The organism is Nostoc sp., from assembly GCF_054880495.1.
The window spans coordinates 1-23,255 of record NZ_JBTYKD010000183.1; the positions used below are offsets into that span (position 1 = coordinate 1).

18 protein-coding genes are annotated in these 23,255 nt (G+C 40.5%); 8 read left to right on the forward strand and 10 right to left on the reverse strand.

What is annotated here, in order from left to right; translation table 11 throughout:
• The first annotated feature begins 128 nt into the window (after positions 1–128).
• Entirely contained in the window at positions 129–1,694 is a 1,566-nt protein-coding gene (locus tag ACYTXL_RS17835; RefSeq protein WP_461925907.1) for a cation:proton antiporter, read from the forward strand.
• Positions 1,695–1,721: 27 nt separating this feature from the next.
• Positions 1,722–3,266, forward strand: a complete 1,545-nt coding sequence (locus ACYTXL_RS17840) for a hypothetical protein (RefSeq protein ID WP_461925908.1) — start codon at positions 1,722–1,724, stop codon at positions 3,264–3,266.
• Between the two features lie 170 nt (positions 3,267–3,436).
• Here ACYTXL_RS17840 and radC read toward each other — a convergent pair whose 3' ends face one another.
• The 4 genes from radC to ACYTXL_RS17860 all read right to left on the reverse strand — a co-directional run bounded on the left by radC (position 3,437) and on the right by ACYTXL_RS17860 (position 9,901).
• Entirely contained in the window at positions 3,437–4,168 is a 732-nt protein-coding gene (gene radC, locus ACYTXL_RS17845; protein ID WP_335237625.1) for a RadC family protein, read from the reverse strand.
• Between the two features lie 336 nt (positions 4,169–4,504).
• Positions 4,505–5,443, reverse strand: coding sequence for a phosphoribulokinase (locus tag ACYTXL_RS17850; RefSeq protein WP_461925921.1), 939 nt, complete (start codon positions 5,441–5,443; stop codon positions 4,505–4,507).
• A gap of 393 nt (positions 5,444–5,836) precedes the next feature.
• Entirely contained in the window at positions 5,837–7,828 is a 1,992-nt protein-coding gene (locus ACYTXL_RS17855) for an alpha-amylase family glycosyl hydrolase (protein ID WP_461925909.1), read from the reverse strand.
• Between the two features lie 627 nt (positions 7,829–8,455).
• Complete coding sequence (locus tag ACYTXL_RS17860; RefSeq protein WP_461925910.1) at positions 8,456–9,901, reverse strand: RNA-guided endonuclease TnpB family protein; 1,446 nt, start codon at positions 9,899–9,901, stop codon at positions 8,456–8,458.
• Positions 9,902–9,928: 27 nt separating this feature from the next.
• Between ACYTXL_RS17860 and tnpA the strand changes: the two genes are divergently transcribed.
• On the forward strand, positions 9,929–10,324 hold the full coding sequence (gene tnpA / locus ACYTXL_RS17865) for an IS200/IS605 family transposase (protein ID WP_461925911.1): 396 nt from the start codon (positions 9,929–9,931) through the stop codon (positions 10,322–10,324).
• 119 nt (positions 10,325–10,443) lie between these two features.
• Complete coding sequence (locus ACYTXL_RS17870; RefSeq protein WP_461925912.1) at positions 10,444–11,106, forward strand: class I SAM-dependent methyltransferase; 663 nt, start codon at positions 10,444–10,446, stop codon at positions 11,104–11,106.
• A 91-nt stretch (positions 11,107–11,197) separates the two neighbouring features.
• Here the strand turns inward: ACYTXL_RS17870 and ACYTXL_RS17875 are convergent, their stop codons facing one another.
• The gene (locus ACYTXL_RS17875) at positions 11,198–11,431 is read right to left on the reverse strand and encodes a type II toxin-antitoxin system HicB family antitoxin (RefSeq protein ID WP_461925922.1); all 234 of its coding nucleotides are present in this window, start codon (positions 11,429–11,431) and stop codon (positions 11,198–11,200) included.
• A gap of 421 nt (positions 11,432–11,852) precedes the next feature.
• Between ACYTXL_RS17875 and recQ the strand changes: the two genes are divergently transcribed.
• A complete protein-coding gene (gene recQ / locus ACYTXL_RS17880) occupies positions 11,853–14,015 on the forward strand; it encodes a DNA helicase RecQ (RefSeq protein ID WP_461925913.1) in 2,163 nt (720 codons plus the stop codon).
• An 85-nt stretch (positions 14,016–14,100) separates the two neighbouring features.
• Here the strand turns inward: recQ and ACYTXL_RS17885 are convergent, their stop codons facing one another.
• On the reverse strand, positions 14,101–14,250 hold the full coding sequence (locus ACYTXL_RS17885) for a hypothetical protein (protein ID WP_461925923.1): 150 nt from the start codon (positions 14,248–14,250) through the stop codon (positions 14,101–14,103).
• Between the two features lie 176 nt (positions 14,251–14,426).
• A complete protein-coding gene (locus ACYTXL_RS17890) occupies positions 14,427–14,558 on the reverse strand; it encodes a hypothetical protein (RefSeq protein ID WP_461925914.1) in 132 nt (43 codons plus the stop codon).
• Positions 14,559–14,597: 39 nt separating this feature from the next.
• Between ACYTXL_RS17890 and ACYTXL_RS17895 the strand changes: the two genes are divergently transcribed.
• Positions 14,598–14,996: a Spx/MgsR family RNA polymerase-binding regulatory protein gene (locus ACYTXL_RS17895; protein WP_461925915.1), complete on the forward strand. Its 399-nt coding sequence runs from the start codon at positions 14,598–14,600 to the stop codon at positions 14,994–14,996.
• A gap of 114 nt (positions 14,997–15,110) precedes the next feature.
• Here the strand turns inward: ACYTXL_RS17895 and ACYTXL_RS17900 are convergent, their stop codons facing one another.
• Complete coding sequence (locus ACYTXL_RS17900; protein WP_461925916.1) at positions 15,111–15,944, reverse strand: lectin OAA family protein; 834 nt, start codon at positions 15,942–15,944, stop codon at positions 15,111–15,113.
• A 617-nt stretch (positions 15,945–16,561) separates the two neighbouring features.
• Between ACYTXL_RS17900 and ACYTXL_RS17905 the strand changes: the two genes are divergently transcribed.
• Entirely contained in the window at positions 16,562–17,170 is a 609-nt protein-coding gene (locus tag ACYTXL_RS17905) for a Uma2 family endonuclease (protein WP_461925917.1), read from the forward strand.
• Entirely contained in the window at positions 17,148–18,341 is a 1,194-nt protein-coding gene (locus ACYTXL_RS17910; RefSeq protein ID WP_461925918.1) for an MFS transporter, read from the forward strand. The genes ACYTXL_RS17905 and ACYTXL_RS17910 overlap by 23 nt, the downstream gene beginning before the upstream one ends.
• Before the next feature lie 606 nt (positions 18,342–18,947).
• On the opposite strand, the gene ACYTXL_RS17915 is transcribed toward ACYTXL_RS17910, so the two are convergent.
• Together ACYTXL_RS17915 and ACYTXL_RS17920 are read right to left on the reverse strand one after the other, a co-directional pair.
• Positions 18,948–20,264 (reverse strand): radical SAM protein, encoded by a 1,317-nt coding sequence (locus tag ACYTXL_RS17915; protein ID WP_461925919.1) that lies wholly within the window; start codon positions 20,262–20,264, stop codon positions 18,948–18,950.
• Between the two features lie 187 nt (positions 20,265–20,451).
• Positions 20,452–23,241 carry a tetratricopeptide repeat protein gene (locus ACYTXL_RS17920; RefSeq protein WP_461925920.1) on the reverse strand — a complete coding sequence of 930 codons (2,790 nt, stop codon included), beginning with the start codon at positions 23,239–23,241 and terminating at the stop codon, positions 20,452–20,454.
• Positions 23,242–23,255 lie beyond the last annotated feature (14 nt).

Consider the following 23,255-nt stretch of genomic DNA (forward strand, 5'->3'; position numbering starts at 1 on the left):
TAATGCCGCAGTGTTGGGCAATAAACCAAAGCTAGCGAACCTCCTTTGGAGAAGCTTCTCTACGAGAGGCTACGCCAACGCTAACGCACAGGAGCTAATAAATGTAAAATCATACCAGGAATTCCGCTATGGTGCTTGAATCAGCGATCGCTGAGGAAATGATTACAAACAATCTTAAGCAATTTCTGTTGGTGCTTTCGGTGTCTCTAAGTGTGGCGACACTACCGCAGATATTTAGCTGGTTTCGCCATATACCTTACACCCTACTACTGGTAATTGTCGGCTTAGGGTTAGCCTTTGCGGATGTCCGTTTAGTAACCCTTTCCCCGGAATTAATTTTGTTCATTTTTTTACCACCGCTATTGTTTGAAGCCGCATGGAATTTAAAATGGTCAGAACTGAAGCGGGATTTAGTGCCTATTTGTCTGTATGCGGTGTTCGGGGTGGTAATTGCGATCGCCGGGGTAGCGATCGTTCTCAATCAACTCGCTAGTATTTCCCTAGCTACAGCTTTACTAATCGCAGCCAGCCTTGCTGCAACTGACCCTGTTTCTGTCACCGCTTTGTTTCGTGAACTGGGCGTAGATAGTCGTCTTGTCACCTTAATGGAAGGCGAAAGCTTGTTCAATGATGGCATGGCTGTAGTTGCCTTTGGTTTTTTGGTGGCGTTATCTTTGGGAACTGTGGAATTGGAATTCCAGCCTATTTTAGTGCAGTTATTTACAGTTGTTGGCATCGGTATAGGGATGGGAGCTTTTATCGGATTTAGCATTTCCTACTTTACCCAGCGCTTTGATTTGCCCTTGGTGGAACAATCCTTAACCCTAGTTTCCGCTTACAGCACTTACCTAATTACCGAAGACTTAGGCGGTTCTGGAGTCATTGGAGTTGTCACCACAGGTTTAATTTTAGGCAACTTTGGCTCTCGTATAGGCATGAATCCCCGCACCCGGATTATTATCTCCGAATTTTGGGAATTTTTGGCATTCTTTGTTAACTCAATTGTCTTCTTGCTGATTGGCGACCAAATAAGCTTTGCTAGTTTAGGCGAAAACCTGCAAATCATTATGGTGACAGTGACAGCAATGATTGTGATCCGGGCAATTGCTATTTACATTCTCAGCAAATTAAGCCTTAGCATCACCAAATCCGAAATTTCTTTACCAGAACAAACTATCCTATGGTGGGGTGGGTTACGCGGTTCCGTTTCCATTGCCCTGGCATTGAGTGTACCAACGACAATGCCAGAGCGAGAAAAAATCATCGCTACAGTGTTTGGAGTAGTTTTATTTACTCTACTTGTTCAAGGATTGACCATCAAACCTTTGCTGGAAAAACTCAATTTACTAGGTGATGCACCCTTACGTGAGCAATATTTAGAATTAGTTGCCCGTCATGTCGCCCTAGAACGTGTTTTGCAACACCTCCAGGCAGATCAACGCCCCGGTATTGACCCAGATCGCCGTTATCAGGAGACACTAATTAAAGGTGAACTTGCAGATTTAGGGACGAAAATTGACAAATTACAGGATGAGTACCCCAATCTTCAGACTTTTATAACGGAACAATTACGAGGAGAACTGTTAGCAATTGAGGCAGATACTTATGCAGAATTTGTCAAATCTGGTCGCTTAAATAAAGAATTAGCGTCTATGCTTGAGGATGTTTTGCCGAATAATCAAAAAGAAGCTTGACCTGATAAATTTCATTCTGAACTAATAATGTTAAAGCAAAAAATTATCAAATATACTTCGAGATTACCTTTTCATTCTCCTTGGTTTATTATCATTATTTTTTCCGTTCTTGGTTTAATAGGTATTCTCAACCATTCGATGTGGCGAGATGAACTAAATCCTTGGCTGATTGTCAGAGATAGTCAATCTTTAGGCGATTTAATTGCAAATATTCATTATGAAGGTCATCCTGTTCTCTGGTATTTTTCTCTGGCAATTCTCAGAAAAATAGTGGATAATCCGATAATTATGCAAATTTTTCATTGGACAATTACAGTTTTTTCAGTTGCTATTTTTTGCCTATATAGCCCTTTTAATTCTCAACAAAAATTTCTATTTTCCTTTGGGTTTTTTCCTTTTTATGAATATCTTTTAATTTCTCGAAATTATGCCTTTAGTATGTTGTTCGTTTTTGCATTCTGTACCGTTTTTTCATCCAGAAAAATAACTTATGTTTATTTAGCAATTTTATTGGGTTTACTAGCAAATAGTAGTGCTTATGGTTTATTGGTATCATTTTCTTTATCATTGACTTTGCTAGCTGAATTTTGTTTTGATAGCGAACATCGCCAGCAGTATTTTAGTCAAAGCCAAAAATCCGACTTATTTTTAAGTATTGTAATTATCACATTTTCTTTTGTTCTATCCATTTCTATTCTTACTCCTCCGATAGATAGTTATCTTTATGGTGGGTTAAATAATGGTTGGATAATCCAACTAGATATCCGTCATTTGTTGAGAAGCATAGGTAGAGTATTTGGTAGTTATTTATTAATTATTCCGGCACACAAAAGATGGCTAGATTTAATTGTTTGTGCGGTAATTGCTCTATTCATTGTAATTTTAACCTTGATTAAATTATCTAAAAAACCAGTTCCTCTATTTTTCTACATGATCGGAAATTGTGTAATCTTTGCCTTTACCTACTTCAGATTTCTCGGTATGCCTCGGCATTTTGGGCATTTCTATTTAGTTCTGATAGCGGCTTTATGGCTGGGAAGTTATTATCAAGAGTCTACAGTTTTACTCAACAAGTTTTCTATTCGTCCCCATTCAATTGAATTTGTGAAAAAATGGCATCATATCGCTTTGATGCTAATTCTTTATGTCCAGTTTGGGGGAGGCATTTATAGTTTTTCAAGAGATTTAGTTGTACCATTTTCTGCAAGTCGAGAAACAGCCCAATATATTCAAAAAGCTGGGTTAGATAATGAGTTTATTGTTGCCAGTCGAGATGCAAATATGGCTCCTTTAGCGGGTTATCTCAATCGAAAATTTTACTATCCTGAGCTTCAAAAAATGGGAAGCTTTACCCTATTTAAAAAAGGTCGTCAAGAAGTCGAACAAGCGGAGATATTAACCCAAATTAGTTCTCTACTCAAAAATCAAGATCAGCAAAAGAAAATTTTGCTGATTTTAAATAAAAAACTGAATATCAACCGCAATGACTTAAAGATTGTTCCGATCAAAGATTTTCAGAAAAGCTGGGTGGATAGTGAACAATATTATCTTTATTGGGTAGATGAAGCTTAACAATTTAAAATTTATGAAATAACTCTCTGCATCGCCGCGTTCTGTTCATTTAATCGGGGGCATCTCACTTTCGTAAAATGTCTAAACCTCACCCCAGCCCTCTCCTTACTAAGGAGAGGGAGCAGGAATCTTGTTTTTCGGTGATATTTGCAAAACTGAGATGCTCCCATTTAATCCCCCTGTGGATGCTCATCCCACAAGGTTGTCAGTTCCCGTAAACTTTGATGATTGCCATTGCCCAAAATTAGATGATCTAGTACGGGAATGCCCAATAGCTGTGCCCCTGCTAACAATTGGCGTGTCAATTCTATATCTTCCTGGCTGGGTTCAAGGTTTCCAGAAGGATGGTTGTGGGCAACTATTACCCGCGTTGCACCTTGACGAATAACTTCCCGAAAGATTTCACGAGGAGAGGCTAGGGTTTCGGTTGCGGTACCAATGGTAATTACTTGCGTACCCAATAAGCGATTCTTAACATCTAACAGCACCACTGCAAAACGTTCTTTTATTTGCCACATCAAATCTTGACTGAGGGTAGCAGCAGCAGCAAGTGGGCTGTCAATTAATGTGCCGTCATTGGGACGAGACTGAAAAGCGCGTTTGCCCAATTCAATTGCTGCTAAGATACTTGTCGCCTTCGCTGGCCCAACACCAGAAATTTGCATCAATTCGGCGGGGGTAACTTCTCGTAGAACTGCCAAAGGATCACGTTGGTGTTTGCCTAATTCGCTCAAAATATATTGTCCCAAACCTACAGCAGACAGTTTCCCTGGCCCTTGACCGGTGCCTAAAAGAATTGCAATTAACTCTGCTGTGGCTAAAATTTTGGCGCCATGCGTCATTAGTCGTTCACGCGGACGCTCATTTGTAGGTAAGTCGGCAATTCTGAGGCAATAGGTCATAGAAAACTAAGAAAATCGTCACTAAAGATGTAACTATCCTTAGTTATCCCTTGTTTGCTCTAAAAATCATCTTTATTTGAGAAAATCTTTAATCTTGGTAAACACAACACTACGATTCGTGGTAACAGCAGTTTTCATTTATTTCAACCACATCCATCGTAGGGAAAATTGCTCATGGGTGTCAACTTCAGCTAAAAAACGAGAGAAAATTCTCGTTTTCAGCCTTTGGCTGGAAATGCATTAAAAGCGGCTCTGTTGCAAATTCAGGAGGCGGAGCCTCATAAGAGGCATTCCCAGACTCTGGCTGGGAACGAGAGATTTAATTTCTGAAGATGTCTACTGATACATTTGCGTTGCTCTCAGCATGTGGTAGGTAATTATTAACTGAGTCAGAGCCAGGGGATAACTTTGGATTGTTTCCCCAGTTGTACCAGCAATTTTACCCAGTTCTGGATTACTTTCGCGATCGCAAATATTTCGTAAATGAGGCATATCGGAACAAATAATATGCTCTAGCTGATTTACCTGTTCTAAAGTGGCATGACCATCAACTTCTAAGACATCTACGGGCTTACTCATATCTCTGTCTAGCCCCAAGCGGATCGCTGAGTCGGAATTACCATAGCCAGAGTTAATAATCTGAGTAAAATCTGGGTGGGGAATTGTCGGACGTAGTACCAAACGCACATTTAAATGTCCATTAGTTTCATTATCGTCGCCGACGGGTGGATAAAAACTAATGACTATATCAGACCATTGTCGCTGCGGACGAATAAATTGTGCTGAGTCTGGTTCGCGCTTTTCTAGTTCGGCCAACACTTGTTCAGCACTGTAGCCTCGCTTTTGGGTATCCCGATTGACTTTCCACTTAGCGCGTAGTGTTTCCGGGGGTGCAAGGTAAACTTTCACGTCGTAAGAATCACGCGCAGCACGAGTAGAATAACCGAGTAATCCCTCAATAATCACGAATTTATTCGGCTTGATATACTGTGGTGGCTCGAATGTGCCGGTTTTATGGCTGTAAACTGGTTTGAGAATCGGCTGTCCTGTGCGTAGCAACGACAGGTGTTGCTGCATAATATCTAGGTGGTTGCAGTCCGGGTGGAGAGCAGTGATGTTAATATCTGCACGTTCTTGGCGATCATAACGGTGATAATCATCTGTACAAATGATCGTCACATTTTCTAGGCCGAGTACCTGAGCAATTCCTCGCGTTAGTGTTGTTTTCCCAGCAGCGCTGTCGCCGACAATACCAAGAATTATTGGACGACTCATCATACCTCCCAGAATCAAAGCAAGTTTATTAATAAAATTCCCGACGATAGTTTTAATTCTAGAAGGGTTTAGGCGAGTAACTCAAACAAAGGCTTGCTATGCAATATCTCTACACACATACAATGTTTGTGCGTAGACGCAAAGCGGCTTGCAGTTCGCGTTCGCGTTAGCGTCTCTGAAAGAGAATCGTCTCGTAGAGAAGGCATCGCTTTTGGCACAATAATTACAAACTACATCACTTTCAGAGTAATTTGTAACCATAATCATTGATCTAGTCGCTGAGTTTCAGAATAAGCATCCCAATTTTGTGATATTTCACTCTTGCGATCGCTTTAAGTCAGGTTAAAGTACCAAACCTGACCTAAGATTATCTTTCACTGAGCGGCATCAAGATTAAACTAGAGCGTAGACTTTAGCTTCCCACGGGAAAATACCTTCTCTGCCTACCCATTCAGATGGAACTATCCGCTCTTGAGTAATTTCCTGCCACTGCTTACCAACTGGGGTTGCAGGCCAATTCGGGACTCTGTACTCAGAACCAACAGAAGTGCCATAGTCAGAGAAATTCGCCACAACAACTACTAATTCATCGGCTTTATTACCACGCTGCCAGACTACAACTCGTTTACCATCATTAAAGTCAACATGAATAAATTGAGTATCATTTACAGCTAAACCATTGGAAGTTTTACGCAAGCGAACCAACCTAACAACGTATTGGAAAATGCGTTGCCGCCAATCATCTTTCACACGGCTGTAGTTAACTGGATCAATCTGCTTATAATCATCTGTTGGAACCAAATCCTGCTGATCGGCAAATTCTTCTCCGGCAAGGATCATCGGAATTCCTACAGAGGTAAGCAGGCAGACAAATGCCAACTTAATCCGCGGTTCAGTATGATCAATTCCATTACTAACAAGGTAGCTGAAAAAACGCTCGTTACCATAACCGCCAACATCATGAGAAGTGATATAGTTTACCGCCTGAGAACCATCTGTAAAGCCTAAGTTTCGGCAATCAATTAGTTTGCGGATACTCCACTCAAAGCTGGGTTCATCCCAGGCATTCTTACCTAAAATCACCTGTCGGATGATTTGCTTGAACTTTTCATTCCAAAGTCCATCCAGACGATTTTGTTGGATGAGAGATAGGGGTACACTCAATTCTTCACCAACTACGAGGAAGCGAGACGCGGTTCCACCTCTTTTGTCCCAAAGGCTGCGGGCAAAATCCTTGAATTCTTGCAAAAAGTCATAGTTGGCAATATTATTGACGCTATCCAACCGCAGACCATCAACCCGATAGTATTCCAACCAGTGGGCTATATGGGCTTTTAAATATTCACGGGCTGGGACAAGCCAGGACTTTTGCCCAGTAATCGGGTTATAGCCCTCTATCCAATAGTTGTACTTAAATAAATCGCCACCAAAGCCATCTCTTGACCCTTGTTCTGGATCACCACTAGCCCATTTGATGTAAAATTCCAAAAAATTAACGTTATGGTAAGGATTATGCAGCGAAAATGCCATCACCACATCCACAAAAAAGCGCAAGCCTTGATGATGGCAGACTTTGATCAGATTAGCTAAATCAGTCGAAGCAGTAGGTGCTGATTGGCTATCTGGGCGTCCTAAGTCAAAATCTGCTGCAAAATAATTTGCTGTACCATAGCCCCACTTGAGATCATCATCACTGTCTTCTGGTGGCAAAAGTTCTAGAGCGTTGATTCCCAGTTCCACAAGATGAGCGCGATCATTCAAGGCGCTGACTATGGGAAAACTCGGAGCGATCGCTTCTGGGATCAACAGTGCCAGTACGTCACGAAATGTGCCGGTTCCTTCTTCAATCAATCCATTTGAGTTAATCTTTGTCCAACGGGTTGGTAATTCGTAAATCACCAGTTGATTATTGGTTGGCAGCGTCTCTAAAGGAGCATCGTCTTCCCAATTTACAGTTTGCCCTTCGGGATCACAGGGAATCAGCGTCCCATTTTGATAAAGCACAACGCTTGCCGGATCGGAGCTAGTAACGCCTCCCGATTCTGACGGCGTTGGTGCAAGTAAGCGTTGATCCACAGTCGTTGCTGTTGGATCTGTGCAGTAGAGAATTTGGTTAGCATTAGCAGAGTCGTAAGGATCTGCGTTGCGGACTTTAAACCAGTAAAAGTACACCTGTCCTTCTGTGAGACTAGATTCTTGAGCCGAAACTTCCCACAATTCTGGAAATTCTGTTGATTGACGAAGCGGGATTTCTTTGAATTGAGCTAATCTGTCTGGGTTTTCGGGAGCAGTGTTGCCAATGTAGAGAGTAGGAGCTAATTCTGAAGCACCGGGACGCCACAAGACAAAATGAGTTTTTTTGCGCCTCAATAGATCGATAGACATGACACAAACCTCTGGGTGATTAAAGTTCAGTTATCAAGTTATTACACAACAGCTAAGTGTTATTTCAGACAATAGGTTGAATTTCTTTAAACTGTCAATACTAGGCAGTGGATTGAGTATTTTTCGATAAATTTAGCTTGATCAAACAGAATTCAGGAGTCATATCATTTCACACAAACCCTGATACATATAGATTTCTCGTAGGGGCACAGCAATGCTCATTGGTGTCAACTTCAGAAAAAATCTGCTTTGAGAAGGCGTTTTGCCCTCATCCCCTAACCCCGAATCCCAAGTTGGGATTCGGGGAACTAGAGAATTTGCTCCCCTCTCCCAATTTTGGGAGAGGGGCTGTTCTTGTGAGGGTGAAACCTCGAAAGCTTGCCTTGCCTAACTTCTACGTTAAGTTGACACCAATGAGCTTTTTCTATACCCCTACAATATATGTAGTTAAATTAAATGAAAACTGCTGTAAGTATTAACTGAACTTACCCCACGGATAAATCCGGGGGGTTCCAACTCACTACATGAGTTTCGTTTACCCTCACAGGTTCCGACTCCTCATAAGCTATTGGATTACTGGATATCCGCTCTATCCCACAACTAGTACTGCTACTAGAGGCAGGAGACTTAGAAAAAAGTCGCAGTTCTCGCAGATTGATTTGACCCAATTTGCCAACCATCCAGCAAGGATTGTTCCATCCCTAGCCAACCATTTCTGGCTAACTCGATTGACAAAGTTTCATCTTTTGGATCGACGTATCGACTCAGATAGGCAGACAAAATATCACGTTGCATTTTTAAACCGCATTCGCAGTTATGCACTCGTTGAGATAGTGATTTTTTCTGCCTATTCCCGCATAAACAAGTTTGAGACAATGCGGTTTTACGAGTCGAAAATATTAGAACTTTACCGCCAGCATTTTCAGCTTTGCGAATAAGTTCGGATTGAAAACTTGATGGGGATTTAAATCCTATAGATTTACCCCAATTTTTCTGCCATGCCTTGACCGATACTTTCTCAGTTTTGATGTCTTTACCAAGCGTCAAGGTTTGATTAACTAATCGACCATGCAATGATTTCCGGTGAGCGGCTTGTTTGCGCTCAATTTCGCGTTTTTTCCTAGCAGTGGCTTTGTAGCGATTAGACTTTTTAAAATGACGCTTTCCCTTGGGACCTGTCCCATCAGAATTCAAATTATCAGGATTACCACTACGCCTCTGTCTATCCATTTTCCTTTGTAGTTTCCTGATATCTTTTTGCTTAGATTCCAGTCCATCTACAAAGGTCGTCCAAATAGTTTCGTTATCACCAACAATCGCAACAGTTGAGACACCTATATCAATGCCAACAGTACCATCATTTATAATGTTTTTTGGCTTTTGATATGGCATCCCTTCGCATACTAACTGGGCAAACCAATAGGTTTTTTGATTAAGGATGCGACGTACTAAGCGAACATACTTAACCTTTGATTTTAGTAAACCATGCAATACAATTGGGTCGTTTTTGATAATAGCTTTTAGCTTTAATCCTAGCCATTCGACACCATTACCAATCCAACGAATACCTTGCTTATTGGTTTTGCCTTCTAAGGATGCAAACTGCCCCTTTTGTTTAAATCTAACCTTTTTAGCTTTACCGAAAACTAAACGTTCCAAGGCTTTATAAGCCCTAGGAGCTATTTTTTGAATTGTATTTGCATCAAGGTGAGACTTGATCCAAATACTTGCAATAGCTGTTTTATTCGCAAAAGCCTGTAAGTCATAATCGCTAAAACGATAAAATTCCCGCGCTTTCCCAAATGCAGTACTACGAGCCTTTTTCTCAGATTTAGGAATAACTTTAGCCTCTTGGTAAAGTTCAGAATCTCTTAGTAATTGAAGCCTAGTTTTGCCCTCAGCTAGCACAGCATTATAAAGTTGCCGCCCAGCTTCTAATCTGGCAGCAAGTACAGTTAGGTCGCTAGAGCTAGTTACTAATGGTATTTCCGTAACAAAGCTTGATGTTTTTGCCGCCAAATCACCTCCTTGAATTTGTTTATTAGTTTCCTGTATCTTATCATATAGATACAACCAAGGAAACAATTATTGCGAAAAAATATGGAAAAATTTAAATCCAACAACAATGTAGTTTATTCGTGCAAATATCATGTCATTTTTTGCCCTAAGTACCGCAGGAAAGTACTTGTAAATGCTATCGCATCAAGACTTAAAGAGCTTTTATCCCAAATAGCGATTGAGATTCAAGTAGAAATAATCGAGATGGAAATTATGCCCGATCATGTGGATATGTTGATTGAAGTAGACCCACAGTTTGGAGCGCATCGAGCAGTGAAAAGATTTAAGGGTGCAACATCTAGGTATCTACGAATGGAGTTTCCCGAATTGAAAACCCGACTGCCATCGCTGTGGACTAATTCTTACTTTATATCCACCGTTGGAGGCGCACCATTGGAGACAATTAAAATGTATATTCAAAATCAGAAAGAAACTTAACTAGTAATATTGACGGCGAATAAATTCGCTTTCCTGCTTACCCCCACGGATGAATCCGGGGGCTACCCCGCCGTTGAGTTATCGGTGTATAGGATTTAGGCAAAAGAGGAACGCATATTATGACAACTCAAACACTAGGACTCGAACAAAACCTCTATGACTATTTACTGTCAGTCTCTCTCCGAGAACCGGAAATTTTAACCCAACTGAGACAGGAAACAGCCCAGTTTCCAATGGGGAGAATGCAGATTGCTCCCGAACAGGGGCAGTTTTTGGCTTTACTGGTACAGTTGTTAGGAGCTAAGAAAACTTTGGAAATTGGGGTATTTACAGGTTATAGTTCCCTGGTGGTGGCGTTGGCGTTACCGAGGGAGGGTAAGGTGGTAGCCTGTGATATTAGTGAGGAATTTACCACGATCGCTCGGCGCTATTGGCAGCAAGCAGGAGTGGCGGATAAAATTCAACTGCACATTGCCCCAGCTTTGGAGACTTTGGATCGACTACTGGCAACAGGAGAAGCGGAAACTTTTGATTTTGCCTTCATCGATGCAGATAAGAGCAACTATGATGGCTATTATGAGCGATCGCTGCAATTAGTGCGATCGGGGGGACTGATTGCGATCGATAATGTCCTCTGGTCAGGCAAGGTTGCCGACCCCCAAGTACAAGATAATAGAACTAAAAGGATTCGTGCCTTTAATCAAAAGCTGCATCAAGACCAGCGAGTTAGTCTTAGCTTAATTGCGATCGCAGATGGTTTGACTCTGGCACTGAAGAAGTGAGGCGCATTACAAGATGAGCAACCGAATCTAGGGAAATTCGTAATAAATCTTGTTAATCTTCAATTTTCTCACTTTCTAAAGTCAAGAGCCGTTAGTGAAAGCCCAGAATAATGGTGATTAAATCTTCTCTAGGAATTGACTGATTATCAGCCCTTAAACTTTCAAGATATAATTCAATAGCTTCTGTAATATTGTCAATGGCTTCTTCAAAAGAATCTCCTTGAGAATGACAACCTTTTAAAATAGAACAAAAAGCGTGATAATCTCCATCTAATTCTTTTTCCAGAAGAACCGTGTAATTGTAAATTTGTTTATTGTTGTCTATATCTTTTCAACTTGTTTGTGATCTACCTACTTTTAACTTAAACTGATTTTATAATAAAGGCTTTTAGGTTATGTTGGTGAAAACATTGCGATCGCGCCATTATTTGCTGGTTCAACCTGACCTAAAAGCGATGTCTACGACGGGCTGCGCCTACGCTCATCTATGATGATTGATTAAGTGCGTCACCGATAGCGAAGCGGTAGCGAGTCATCGAGCGTCATAGCCCGTACTTCTCTACGAGACCCTTCTCTACGAGACGCTGCGCGTAGCTTGCTTCCACGAAGTGGTACGGCAAGCTCAGTAACCATCGTAGACATCGCCAACAGAAACGGAAGCCTGACCAAAGCTGCCAAAGATGTGAGTTAAAATACTAATATCTTCATAACTACTCACGCAGACAGCCCCCGAAAAAGCGATCGCTATGCTTCAGTATCCCCATCTCGAACAAGCGCTAAAATATCACTTCGGTTACGACCAATTCCGCCCCGGACAACGGCAAATTATCGAAGAGGCGCTGCAAAATCGAGATTTAATGGTTGTGATGCCGACTGGTGGGGGGAAATCTCTGTGTTTTCAGCTACCAGCGTTGTTAAAAAATGGTTTAACGGTAGTGGTGTCGCCGTTAATTGCTTTGATGCAAGACCAAGTAGAAGCACTGCGAAATAATAATATTAATGCGACATTTCTGAATAGCAGTTTGAATGCTTACAATGTGCGATCGCGGGAAGAAGCCATACTCAACGGGAAAGTAAAATTACTATACGTCGCCCCGGAACGTCTGCTGAGTGAAAGGTTTCTCCCGTTTCTCGATTTAGTTAAAGAAAAAATCGGTATTTCTAGCTTTGCGATTGATGAAGCGCACTGCGTTTCTGAATGGGGACACGATTTTCGTCCAGAATATCGCCAGTTAAAATCTCTGAGAAAACGCTATCCTGATGTTCCTACTGTCGCCCTCACCGCCACAGCAACCGATCGCGTTCGTAGTGATATCATTCAGCAATTGGGGCTAAAGCAACCTAGCATCCATCTCGCCAGTTTTAACCGTGAAAACCTTTATTACGAAGTTCGTCCTAAAACTAAATATGCTTACGCCCAATTGTTAGAACTAATTCGAGAAACTGAAGGTTCGACAATTATTTATTCTTTAACTCGGAAAAAAGTTGATGAACTCACTTTTAAACTGCAAAACGATAAAATTGTTGTTCTGCCTTATCACGCGGGATTAACTGATGAGGAACGTAGTAGTAATCAAACGCGATTTATTCGAGATGATGTCCGAGTTATGGTGGCAACAGTCGCCTTTGGGATGGGAATTAATAAACCCGATGTGCGGTTGGTAGTTCACTTTGATATGCCCAGAAATATAGAAAGTTATTATCAAGAATCGGGTCGGGCAGGTAGAGACGGAGAACCATCTCGGTGTACAATATTTTTCAGCTTTGGTGATGTTAAAACAATTGAATGGAGCATTGATCAAAAAACTAACCCTCAAGAACAGTTGATTGCCAAACAACAACTGCGGCAGATGATCGATTATGCTGAAGGCACTGATTGTCGGCGAACAATTCAACTGGGTTATTTTGGCGAAAGGTTTGCTGGGAATTGCGGTAACTGTGACAATTGTCGTCATCCTAAACCGATGCAAGATTGGACAATTGAAGCTATGAAGTTTTTATCTTGTGTGGCGCGTTGCAAAGAAAGGTTTGGGATGCTACACATAATTGATGTGTTGCGGGGTGCAAAAAAAGACAAAATTATCCAGTACGAACACGATAAACTTTCTACCTATGGTATTGGTAAAGATAGAACTCTAGATGAATGGCGAATGTTGGGGCGATCGCTTTTACATCAAGGGTTAATAGAACAAACTAGCGATGGTTACTCAGTTTTAAAACTAAATGCCTTAAGTTGGGAAGTAATGCGAAAACAACGCCCAGTTTCGCTAGCTGTAACCACAGTCCAAAAGATTACCTGGGAACAGGGGAGTGAAAAAGCAGAAGTTGCAGAAGTATTATTACAGAAGTTGCGATCGCTACGTAAACAATTAGCTGATGAACAATCTGTACCACCTTACGTCATCTTCCACGATTCTACTTTAAAAGTGATGGTACAGGTACAACCCCAAAACTTAGTTGAATTCGCCAAACTTTCTGGTGTAGGTAGTCACAAACTCGCTCAATATGGCGAAAAGTTTATTACAGAAATTTGCGCCTACCGCCAAGAAAAAGGTTTGCAAAATAAATCTGTTACTTCCGCTTCCGTATCCTCTCCCAACTCAGCTTCTTATACCGAATTACAGACATTACAATTACATCGACAAGGTTTAAATATTGCTCAAATTGCCCAAAAGCGCAACCTTAGTCCGGCAACAGTTAGCAGTCATCTAGAAAAACTAATTGAGAAAAATCAGCCAGTTGATTTAAATCAATTAATACCTCTAGAACATCAACAAAAAATTTGGCAAGTTTTAGAAGTACTCGGTGACATTTCCCTGACTCCCATCAAAGAACAATTAGGTGAAAGCTACAGTTTTGATGAAATTCGTTTAGTACGGGGTAAATGGCGACGCAAAAATCGCAAATAAATGATAATTAAATTTTAGAGGATGTTTTCAAAATATTGGGCGATTATAAATCGCGACTACACAAAGTTTAGTCCACGGAGGTGGACTAAGATAAAATGAAGGGTTTCAAACCCATAGACTCAGTGTCAAATATAACTTGACAAGCGGCAATTTGAACTGGACGTAATTCAGTCCACTGGTGATGATAAATATATTCTTGGATGAAGGGTGCAAGTCGGCTAAAGGCATCGCTCATATTTTTTATAGATAAAAGTATGGATTAACGAGTTCTATACTTGGAATTACCGATTGCTAAATTTATATGAGCCGTGTGATCCTAAGACGAATAAACCAATTTTAATTATTTTTTTCTTTGAGCGCCAGTAAAGTATTAAAGTATTAAGCAGATTTACTCTCCTACTATCTGCTGATCTACAACTGCTTGACTTCAGTCACCCAGCCGTGCTGTAGATGGTGGGGACTTAGTTGTTTTCGAGCGATCGCTACCCTTAAATTTCTGCTGTAGAGATTCAACGACAAGAGCATTGGTGGCAGAAGTTCCACCTGCTATGTCATATATGGAGATTGTTGCTTAATTATTTTATGTCTATTCAAGTCTACGGAATTCCCAATTGCAGCACTTGCAAAAAAGCTTTGACGTGGCTCCAACACAACAACATTGACCATGAGTTTATCAATACCAAAGATACTCCGCCGACTCGTGAGATGATTCAAAACTGGGTAAAGTCTTTGGGTTTTGCTCCCATGCGAAACACCTCCGGTCAATCCTACCGCGCTTTAGGAGATGAAAAGAAGACTTGGGCTGATGAACAGTGGGTTGATGCATTCACTCACGATGCAATGCTGCTCAAACGTCCACTTTTCGTCAAAGATGGAACAGCTATGCTGGTCGGCTTTAGAGATGAGGGAATAGTTCGAGAAAAATTAGATTTAGCTTTCAGGAGTGCTGTTAGCGGTAGCGGGGCGTTTAGCCCGTGCTGAGTGTTGAGTTTGCCGATAGTTACATCATAACCCCCTCCCACGAAACAGCGGGAAGGGGGTTGTGGGGGGTTCAGTACCTACTTAACCAAGAACCGATATAGCGCGATCACCTTTTTAGATTTGGTGCGATCGGAAGCCGATAGGGCCTTCACCAGCATAGGTTGTGGTTCCAGTTAGGGTCTTCCCACCATCACTAGATGTGACGTTGAGCGCCACTACATTCTGTCCCACACGACCACCGATTAGCCAAGTTCCACCAGGATTCCACGGCGCTGTATTACCACCCCACTGGTTTTCTACTGTGTAGTTGTTGCTGCCGACAATGTTACCTTTAAAGCCGATGGGACCTTCACCAGCATAAGTGATAGTTCCAGTCAGGGTTTTACCGCCGTCGCTCGATGTAATATTGATCGCTACAACATTTTGATTTGCCCGAGAGCCAAGTACCCAAGTCCCACCAGGATTCCACGGAGCAGATGAGCCTCCCCATTGGTTTTCCACATTATAGACACGGCCATCAACAGCAGCACTCTTAAAACCGATGGGGCCTTCACCAGAATATGTGATAGTTCCAGTCAGGGTTTTACCGCCGTCGCTTGATTTAACATCGATCGCAACAACATTTTGATTTCCCCGAGAGCCGAGTACCCAAGTCCCGCCGGGATTCCACGGAGCAGATGAGCCTCCCCACTGGTTTTCTACGTTGTAGGTGTCGCTCCCAGTTAAGGTAGCCTTAAAACCGATGGGGCCTTCACCAGAATATGTTGTGGTTCCACTAAGTGTCTTGCCGTTATCACTGGATGAAACTTTGAGTTCGACAATGCGCTGATTTGCTCTAGCTCCAATTACCCATATTCCACCAGGATTCCACGGAGCAGAGGCACCACCCCACTGATTTTGTACATTATACAGATTATTAGTATTGGTTGTTGTTGTTGTTGTTGTCATTGTTTTTCTCCAAAGTTTTGATCATTTAGTCAAAGTGAATCTATAGCAATCCAAATTTGATTGCAGAAAAAAGTACGCACAATTAACAATACCTTTGCCAATTTACGAGGCTTGACATAGAACAAACCTAGATACCAAAAGCTTGGCAAAAGTATTGTTAGGCAGCAAGTATTAGTGTTTTATCCTGCCGTTTTTATACTAATACAATCGTAGTTAAAATGACAAGCACACTTAAGAAAATTTTCATAAAAATGTTGTTTTGTTTTACTAACCGAGCCGTGACGTAGTTAATGAAGAGTGCTGAGTAAAAAGACCACGCCACTTGCGGCTGGGGTATCAACCTCCTCCTGAAAAGAAAAGATTCCGCCCACAAGGGGCGGGCCATTTACCAAGTGCAAAAGTACTGAGTACTTCTTAATTTACTTAGCACTCAGCACTCAGTAGGTAAATAGACCACGCAAAGGAGCGCAAGACCTTGCGCCCCTACTTGCGATTACTTTTGTAAGTATTTTGTAAATTCCACCAAGCCAACTCACGCTGCCCAACTCCATAGCAGCATCAGCACATTTGGACAGCTAGTAACTTGGGTTACAAGGCGAAATTAAAGGAGTTAACCGATGAGTCAGATGCTTAATACAGGAGTACGCTGGACAATTCACGATGCAGAACTCTTCGCAGAAAATGAAGGGACGCGCTACGAGATAGTTGATGGAGAATTATTTATGACCAGGGCACCTCACTTTAAACATCAGCAAACTTGTGGCCGAATTTTCCAACAGCTTAACATTTGGTCAGAATCTACTGGTTTAGGAGAAGTTGTGATCAACTCCGGCGTTTTGTTTTCAGAATCAGATAATGTGATTCCTGATGTAGTTTGGGCTACTAAAGAAACCTTGGCGCTAACATTGGATGAAGCGGGACATTTAACTGGCGTACCAGATTTAGTAGTCGAAGTTTTGTCTTGTAGCAAGGAAGACTTAAGACGAGATAAAGAAGCTAAACTTAAACTTTATTCTTCCAGAGGTGTAAAAGCATATTGGATTGCTGATTGGCGATCGCGTAAACTAGAGGTCTATCGGCGCGAACAAAGTCAACTTAATTTGGTAGCAACTCTATTTAGTAGTGATAATATAAATTCTCCCCTATTACCTGGTTTTAGCTGTACTGTAAACCAGTTTTTTCCTGTATTAAATTTTAGGTTGAATGGAAAAACAAATCTCAAGTAGCGGATTAACTAAAGTCCAGGTACTGATTATGGCGATCGCAGCTGGTGTCTGTGTTGCTAACGTTTATTATAATCAGCCAATCCTCAAAGATATTGCATCATCTTTTGGAGTCAGTGAAAGCGAAGCGGGTAGCATATCTGTGCTTACGCAAGTTGGTTACGGTTTTGGGCTTTTCTTTTTAATTCCCTTGGGCGATAAAATCAACAAGAAAAAATTAATTCTTTGCTTACTGATATGTTTGTTCTGTTTGTTGATCGCCATGACGTTTTCACAAAACATCATTGAAGTTTGGATATTGAGCATAGCAATTGGGATTGCGACAGTCTCGGCTCAGATTATTCTTCCTTTAGCAGCAAGTATAGATAGAGTAACTACAGGCCAAACCGTAGGCAACATTTTTACTGGTATATTGATTGGAGTTTTAGGAGCAAGGGTTTTTAGTGGATATATTGCTGAATGGTTGAGTTGGCGTTATGTATATGGATTTTCGGCAGTAATGATTTTAATTGTTATTGTCTTACTCAAGATATATTTGCCGAATGTCGAAAATGAATTTAATGGCTATTATTTGGAATTATTAAAATCAACACTTCACCAATTAAAACGTTTTTCATTATTAAGAGAAGCATCTTTAATTGGCGGGTTATTGTTTGGTGTCTTTTGTTCATTTTGGACAACGCTGACTTTCCATTTAAGTGGAGCGCCTTTTAATTTTCAATCTGACACAATTGGGATGTATGGCTTTGTGGCGATCGCAGGTGCATTAATGGCACCAGTTTTTGGTAAACTAGCCGATCGAGGTAACTCCCAACGTTCCTTGACTATTGCTGTATCGATGGTGATTGCAAGCTTAGTAATTGCTAAAATTGCTGCTAATTCTGCACTGGCGATCGCAGTTGCTGTATTGTTACTAGATGTAGGTGTACAGGCAACTCAAGTTACTAATGTCGCCAGGATATACACTCTTGATGCTCAATCGAATAGTCGCATCAATACAGTTTACATGACTACCTATTTTATCGGCGGTTCTATAGGTACTACTATTGGTCTATTATGCTGGAATCTAGGTGGCTGGAATTTGGTAACTTGGCAAATGTTATTTTTTACTTTGCTCGCATTTTTTATTATCGTCAGACCTAAAACAACTAGAGCAATAACAAATAATAAATAATAAATAATCAAACTTTCATTTTTGTATCTTACCCTGAGACATCGCCTTGCACCAATAACTAAATTTTCTCCTCATCATTTTTAGTTTGCAGCAAAGTTAGTACAATTGCTCCAAACCAGAATTTTGAATTTCATTTATTACATATAAGCTAACTAAATATATTCTTCTAATTTTAAAGTGACTAGTAAAATCTCTTTTTTCTCTCTGCGCCACGGACACTTTGCTCTCCTCTGTGCGTCTGCGGTTAAAAAGTAATTAATTTAACTACAAAGGCGTAGAGAAGACAGAGTTAAGAAGTTAAAATTGAATATTTAGAGTGTAATGAATGGAAATATGCAGCTTTTAGAGTACCAGAAAAAGAATATCAGTAGCAATTTGCAAATAATAAATTTTTTCAGATACAGCAAATTTAAACTTGGTGAGGTACAACAATACCCCACCCGCGCTATCGCGCACCCTCCCCTTTCTAATGGCAGGGTTGGGGAGGTAGAGGCAATTCATGAATTGCCCCTGAGCGCGTGTAGTTTTGCGTAAGTCCTATTTGATTTGTGAGAATTGCAACCAGCAAATCCCCGACTTCGTAAAAGTTGTCGGGGATCTTGTTTCTCACGAATGATTCAGAGGGTAACTATATTTTATCAGGCGTAAGCCCTCTAGTCGCACTGCTTCAGGATAGAGAGTTTTGTAAATATTACAATTTGGAGATTGAATATCATAACGACCTGTAGCCTTAAACGTTGCTAAAGCACAACCACCTGTACACCAATATTTCCACTCACATGTACGACAGCCTTCTTTTTCCTCAACGGACAAATTCTGAATACCTGCTTTATCTTGTCGCACAACAGTTAAAGGATCTTGAATGTCAACCGAGGTTACAGTTTTATGTAGCTGCATTTGACATTTAGCAATTTGCCCTTTGTAATCAAATACGAGGTAACTTTGTCCAACTCCACAAGTTCGTTTATGAGGAGACGATAAATTAGCACGATCAATCAATGAACCTAGCAAACTCCGATTAGGTAATTTCAATTCGATAACTTTGAACGCTGCCAACATTCCCTCAATCAGCCGAGATTCTTCTAGTTGCAAGTCTTCGTAAGAGGCTGACAGTTCATTTTCACGATAGAAATTTAAACTAAAGGGTAAATTATATTCTAATATCCATTCCAGAAGATCGGGTAATCCTTCTGCATTACGCCCACTAACTGTAATGGAAATATCGGGTATAAGACCATTTTCTAAAGCAATCTTAATACCTCTTTCTACATCTTGAAACGATCCCTTTCCCCCTGCATAAGAGCGTTGGATATTGTGGAAATTTGATAATCCATCTAGTGAAATCATCAGACGCAGATTCAATGTTTGCAGCATCTCAATAATCTCAGGTGTAATTAATGTTCCATTACTGAGAACAACCCCATCTAATATAATATCTGTTTTTTTGCTAAGGGATTGAGCATACAAATGGAGAGCCTTAATTAAAGGAGAGCATAGTAATGCTTCCCCGCCTGCATACTTTAGTTTGACGCGGCGGTAATGATTTAAAGTGGCAGAGCGAAATGTAGAATCAATAGCTGCTTTACCTATATCTATTGACATATCATTTGCAACATGAGGAAGGTAGCAATAATCACATCTTAAATTACAGCGATCGGTGATATGCAACCATGCTGTTAAAGTTTCTGGTATTTCGTTTAGGTTAAATAAGCAATTATTATTAGGTGCTATCAAACGTGCTTGATATAGTTCCTGAATAGCTGCCTGTAAGTCTCTTGGATCAATATTAGGATGCTCTGTTACAATATCATTTAATTTATGTGGATTTGTAAATTTATCTAGTAAATATAATGCTGATTTATTCAAAACTGCTACTTTATGATGAGTACCATAACAGATAGAATAAGTATCATCTAGATTCATGATCTGCGAGTTAGGAACTCTCACAAACTCTGTATTTAACATCCCCAGAGATGATCGGATATCTGAGCTTAATTCTGCTAAAGGGGAAAAGTCACAGGCACAATCCCCTCCATCACAGTCGCATTGCCCAGTTGGTACGTAGGTAGAATTGAGAGAAACTAAAATTTGGGGTCGATCAATTTTTTTACTAAGCATGAGAAGATGGCTGTTTTGTAGCACGTATTCTAGTCAAAAACATTTGTTGATCGCACCATTCCTTAAGAGCTTTATGATCTTTCCACTGAGATTTGAGTTGCTGGATCAAAGTTTTAGAAAGTTCTATAGGCAACCGTTCGATTTTCTTTTGGATCAAATTTAGCTCATGTTGGATCGAATAGGGGCCGAAACCTCCATGCTGAAAAATTTTGGGTATTCCTTGAGCATATTTACTAAAAGCAAAATCGTAGTTAGCTTGTTGAAATGCAACATCACCTTCTATTCGTAATATACGACCAAAGTATAGTGTATGAATATTTTGATATGATTGGAAGCGATCGCTAAGTTCTCGTGCATAATCTGAAATATGGTTGTATGCTTTTGCATAATAATCAAACTCTGCTTTACCTACCAGACTATCAATGGCATATCGCATGTCATTGTACTCTAGACTAGTCTGATAAGAGCGATCGTTGAGTTTTAGAGCTTGTTCTTGCAAAGAGCGATCGCACTTTTGAAACCCAAGATGCCAATAGACACTAGCAGCTTGGTGCAAAATTCGAGGTAATTCTTCTTCAAGTCCGTATTTCTCTGCCAGTTTCAGGCTTTTTTCTAAAGCATCTTGAGCAAGACTTAGCAGATTGAGATCCCACTCTACCTGTGTCACGTCCCAAACGGCTTCATTTACTACCTCGGCACTAAACCACTGATTTAAGCCTAACTGAAAGTATGCCCTACACAATATTTGATTATCGTTTTCCCCATTATCGCAACGGCTTAAGGCTTGTTCAAGTAGCTGTTTAGCTTTAACATAGTTACCATTATCTACCGAAATAGTAGCAGAGGCAATTTCGGCGTTGGCTATTTCGCGTTCACTGTCAACACTAGACCACATATCAATAGCAGCCTTAAAACACTGTTCAGCCTTTACGTAATCTTTTTGTTGTCCGTACAAAAATCCCAAGTTATTCTGAATGCTAGCCATAACTTGAGTTAAGCCTTTATCAGGAGTGTCAACTTCCATAGCAGCATCCCAACCTAGTTTGTAATATTTCTCGGCTTCCTGAAAGTTGTTGAGTTGTCGATGAAGATAACCAACTTGGTTAGCTACATTAGGAATAGCAGATGATAGCTTCTTCCCTTGAACTAGAGATAAACACTCTTGCTGATATTTCAAGGCTTCGTTATAAAGATGTAACTTGGTATTTAGCATTCCCAAGACATTGTAAATATCTGCTTGAAGAGAAGAATTAGAAGATTGTTCCGATAATATTCCCTCTAGCTTTCTCACCTCATTTTCTGTTGTACTCTTGTCTTTCAGGGCGTAAACAATCTTTGATTCAAAAATCATCAATTGAAGTTTTTGATCGGGGTCTAGGTCTTTTCCAAACTGCTTCGCAATTGCCAATAATTGATTGACAAAGCTAAATTTCTTGGCTTGAGTGCGAATCGTGTTAGTAACTTCATACCACGTTTTAAAGCCTATTGTCAGATTGGCGTATAAAGCATTCCATAGCCATCGCGTAGTATTGAATTCCCGCAGTTGTTTAACTTCTTCAATCAGAAAATCGATATTAGCGGCTTGATGAGAATCATCAGAGCAACGTTGAACCTCCAAGCTCCTTTTTTGTGGGCCTAGCTGATAATCTTTTTGCTTGAAATATTTAGCAGCAATCCGACTATCTCGTTTTCTCCATTCCTCGTCGGGGTCAATATCTGCCCAGACATATTTCTCAACTAAGTCTCGCACAATATCATGCAATGCTATTTGAGAACCACCGATTACTGGTTTAATAAAAAAGTAGCTTTGTGCATCAATAAATAATTTTTGAGCATCTTCTGTAGATAGTTCTAATAAATTAGCAATATCAGTGCTATCTAATGGATAGATACGTGAAAGCAACAGAGTTAGCCGATCCATTGATGTCCGAAGCTGCGTAATATGTCGAACCATCTCAGCTTCAAATCCACCAGTTTTTTCCAACCTACCTGGAATAGTTTCTATATCTTCACTCTCTAACCAATCTGGTATAACTTCCCGATAAGCATACTCTACTCCAAATTCAATCATGATCGGGCTGCCACCAGAAAGAATTATGATTTTTTTAACCAAGTCTTGTCCGAGAGTAAAGTGAAACTGCTCTTCCTTGGAAAGAATGTATCTCTGCACATCTTCATGAGTAAATTCATTTAATTCAAAATAAATTAATTCATCTTCTTTTAATGACTTTGAGAGAATTTGACGGGCAATACTAGGGCGACCTGCTAAAATCAATACGGCATTCTCCAATTGGTGGCATAATTCGCCAAGATGCTCCCAAACTTGCTCTCTTACCTCTGCTTGTCCTAACTTCTCAACCGTATCAATTAGAAATACTAGTCTCTGTTGTCTGGATTTCCGATTAATTTCATCGACCAGGAACTTTTCAAGTTGTTTGCGTTCCTGTTCGTATGCGGTTTGACTGAGGCGGTTTTCATCTTCTCGCAGTTGTCGTAACCGGAGTAGCCATTCTTGATATGTAGTATCGTACAATTGTTTGGCGATTTGAGTGTATAAATCTCCTACATCATTAAAAACAGGGGTATCGCAATCAATAATTTCACTTGTACCAATCTGAACTTGATTTAGGCGAGATTGTAATGCACGAAGCAACCAAGTTTTACCAATCCCACCTCTACCTTCCACCAAAACGATATGCAGATTAGGCTTCTGAACAAGGGAAATAATTTGATTTAGATGTTCTTCACGACCAACAAACTCTAATTTATCTAGTTCAGACATAATATACTACTCCT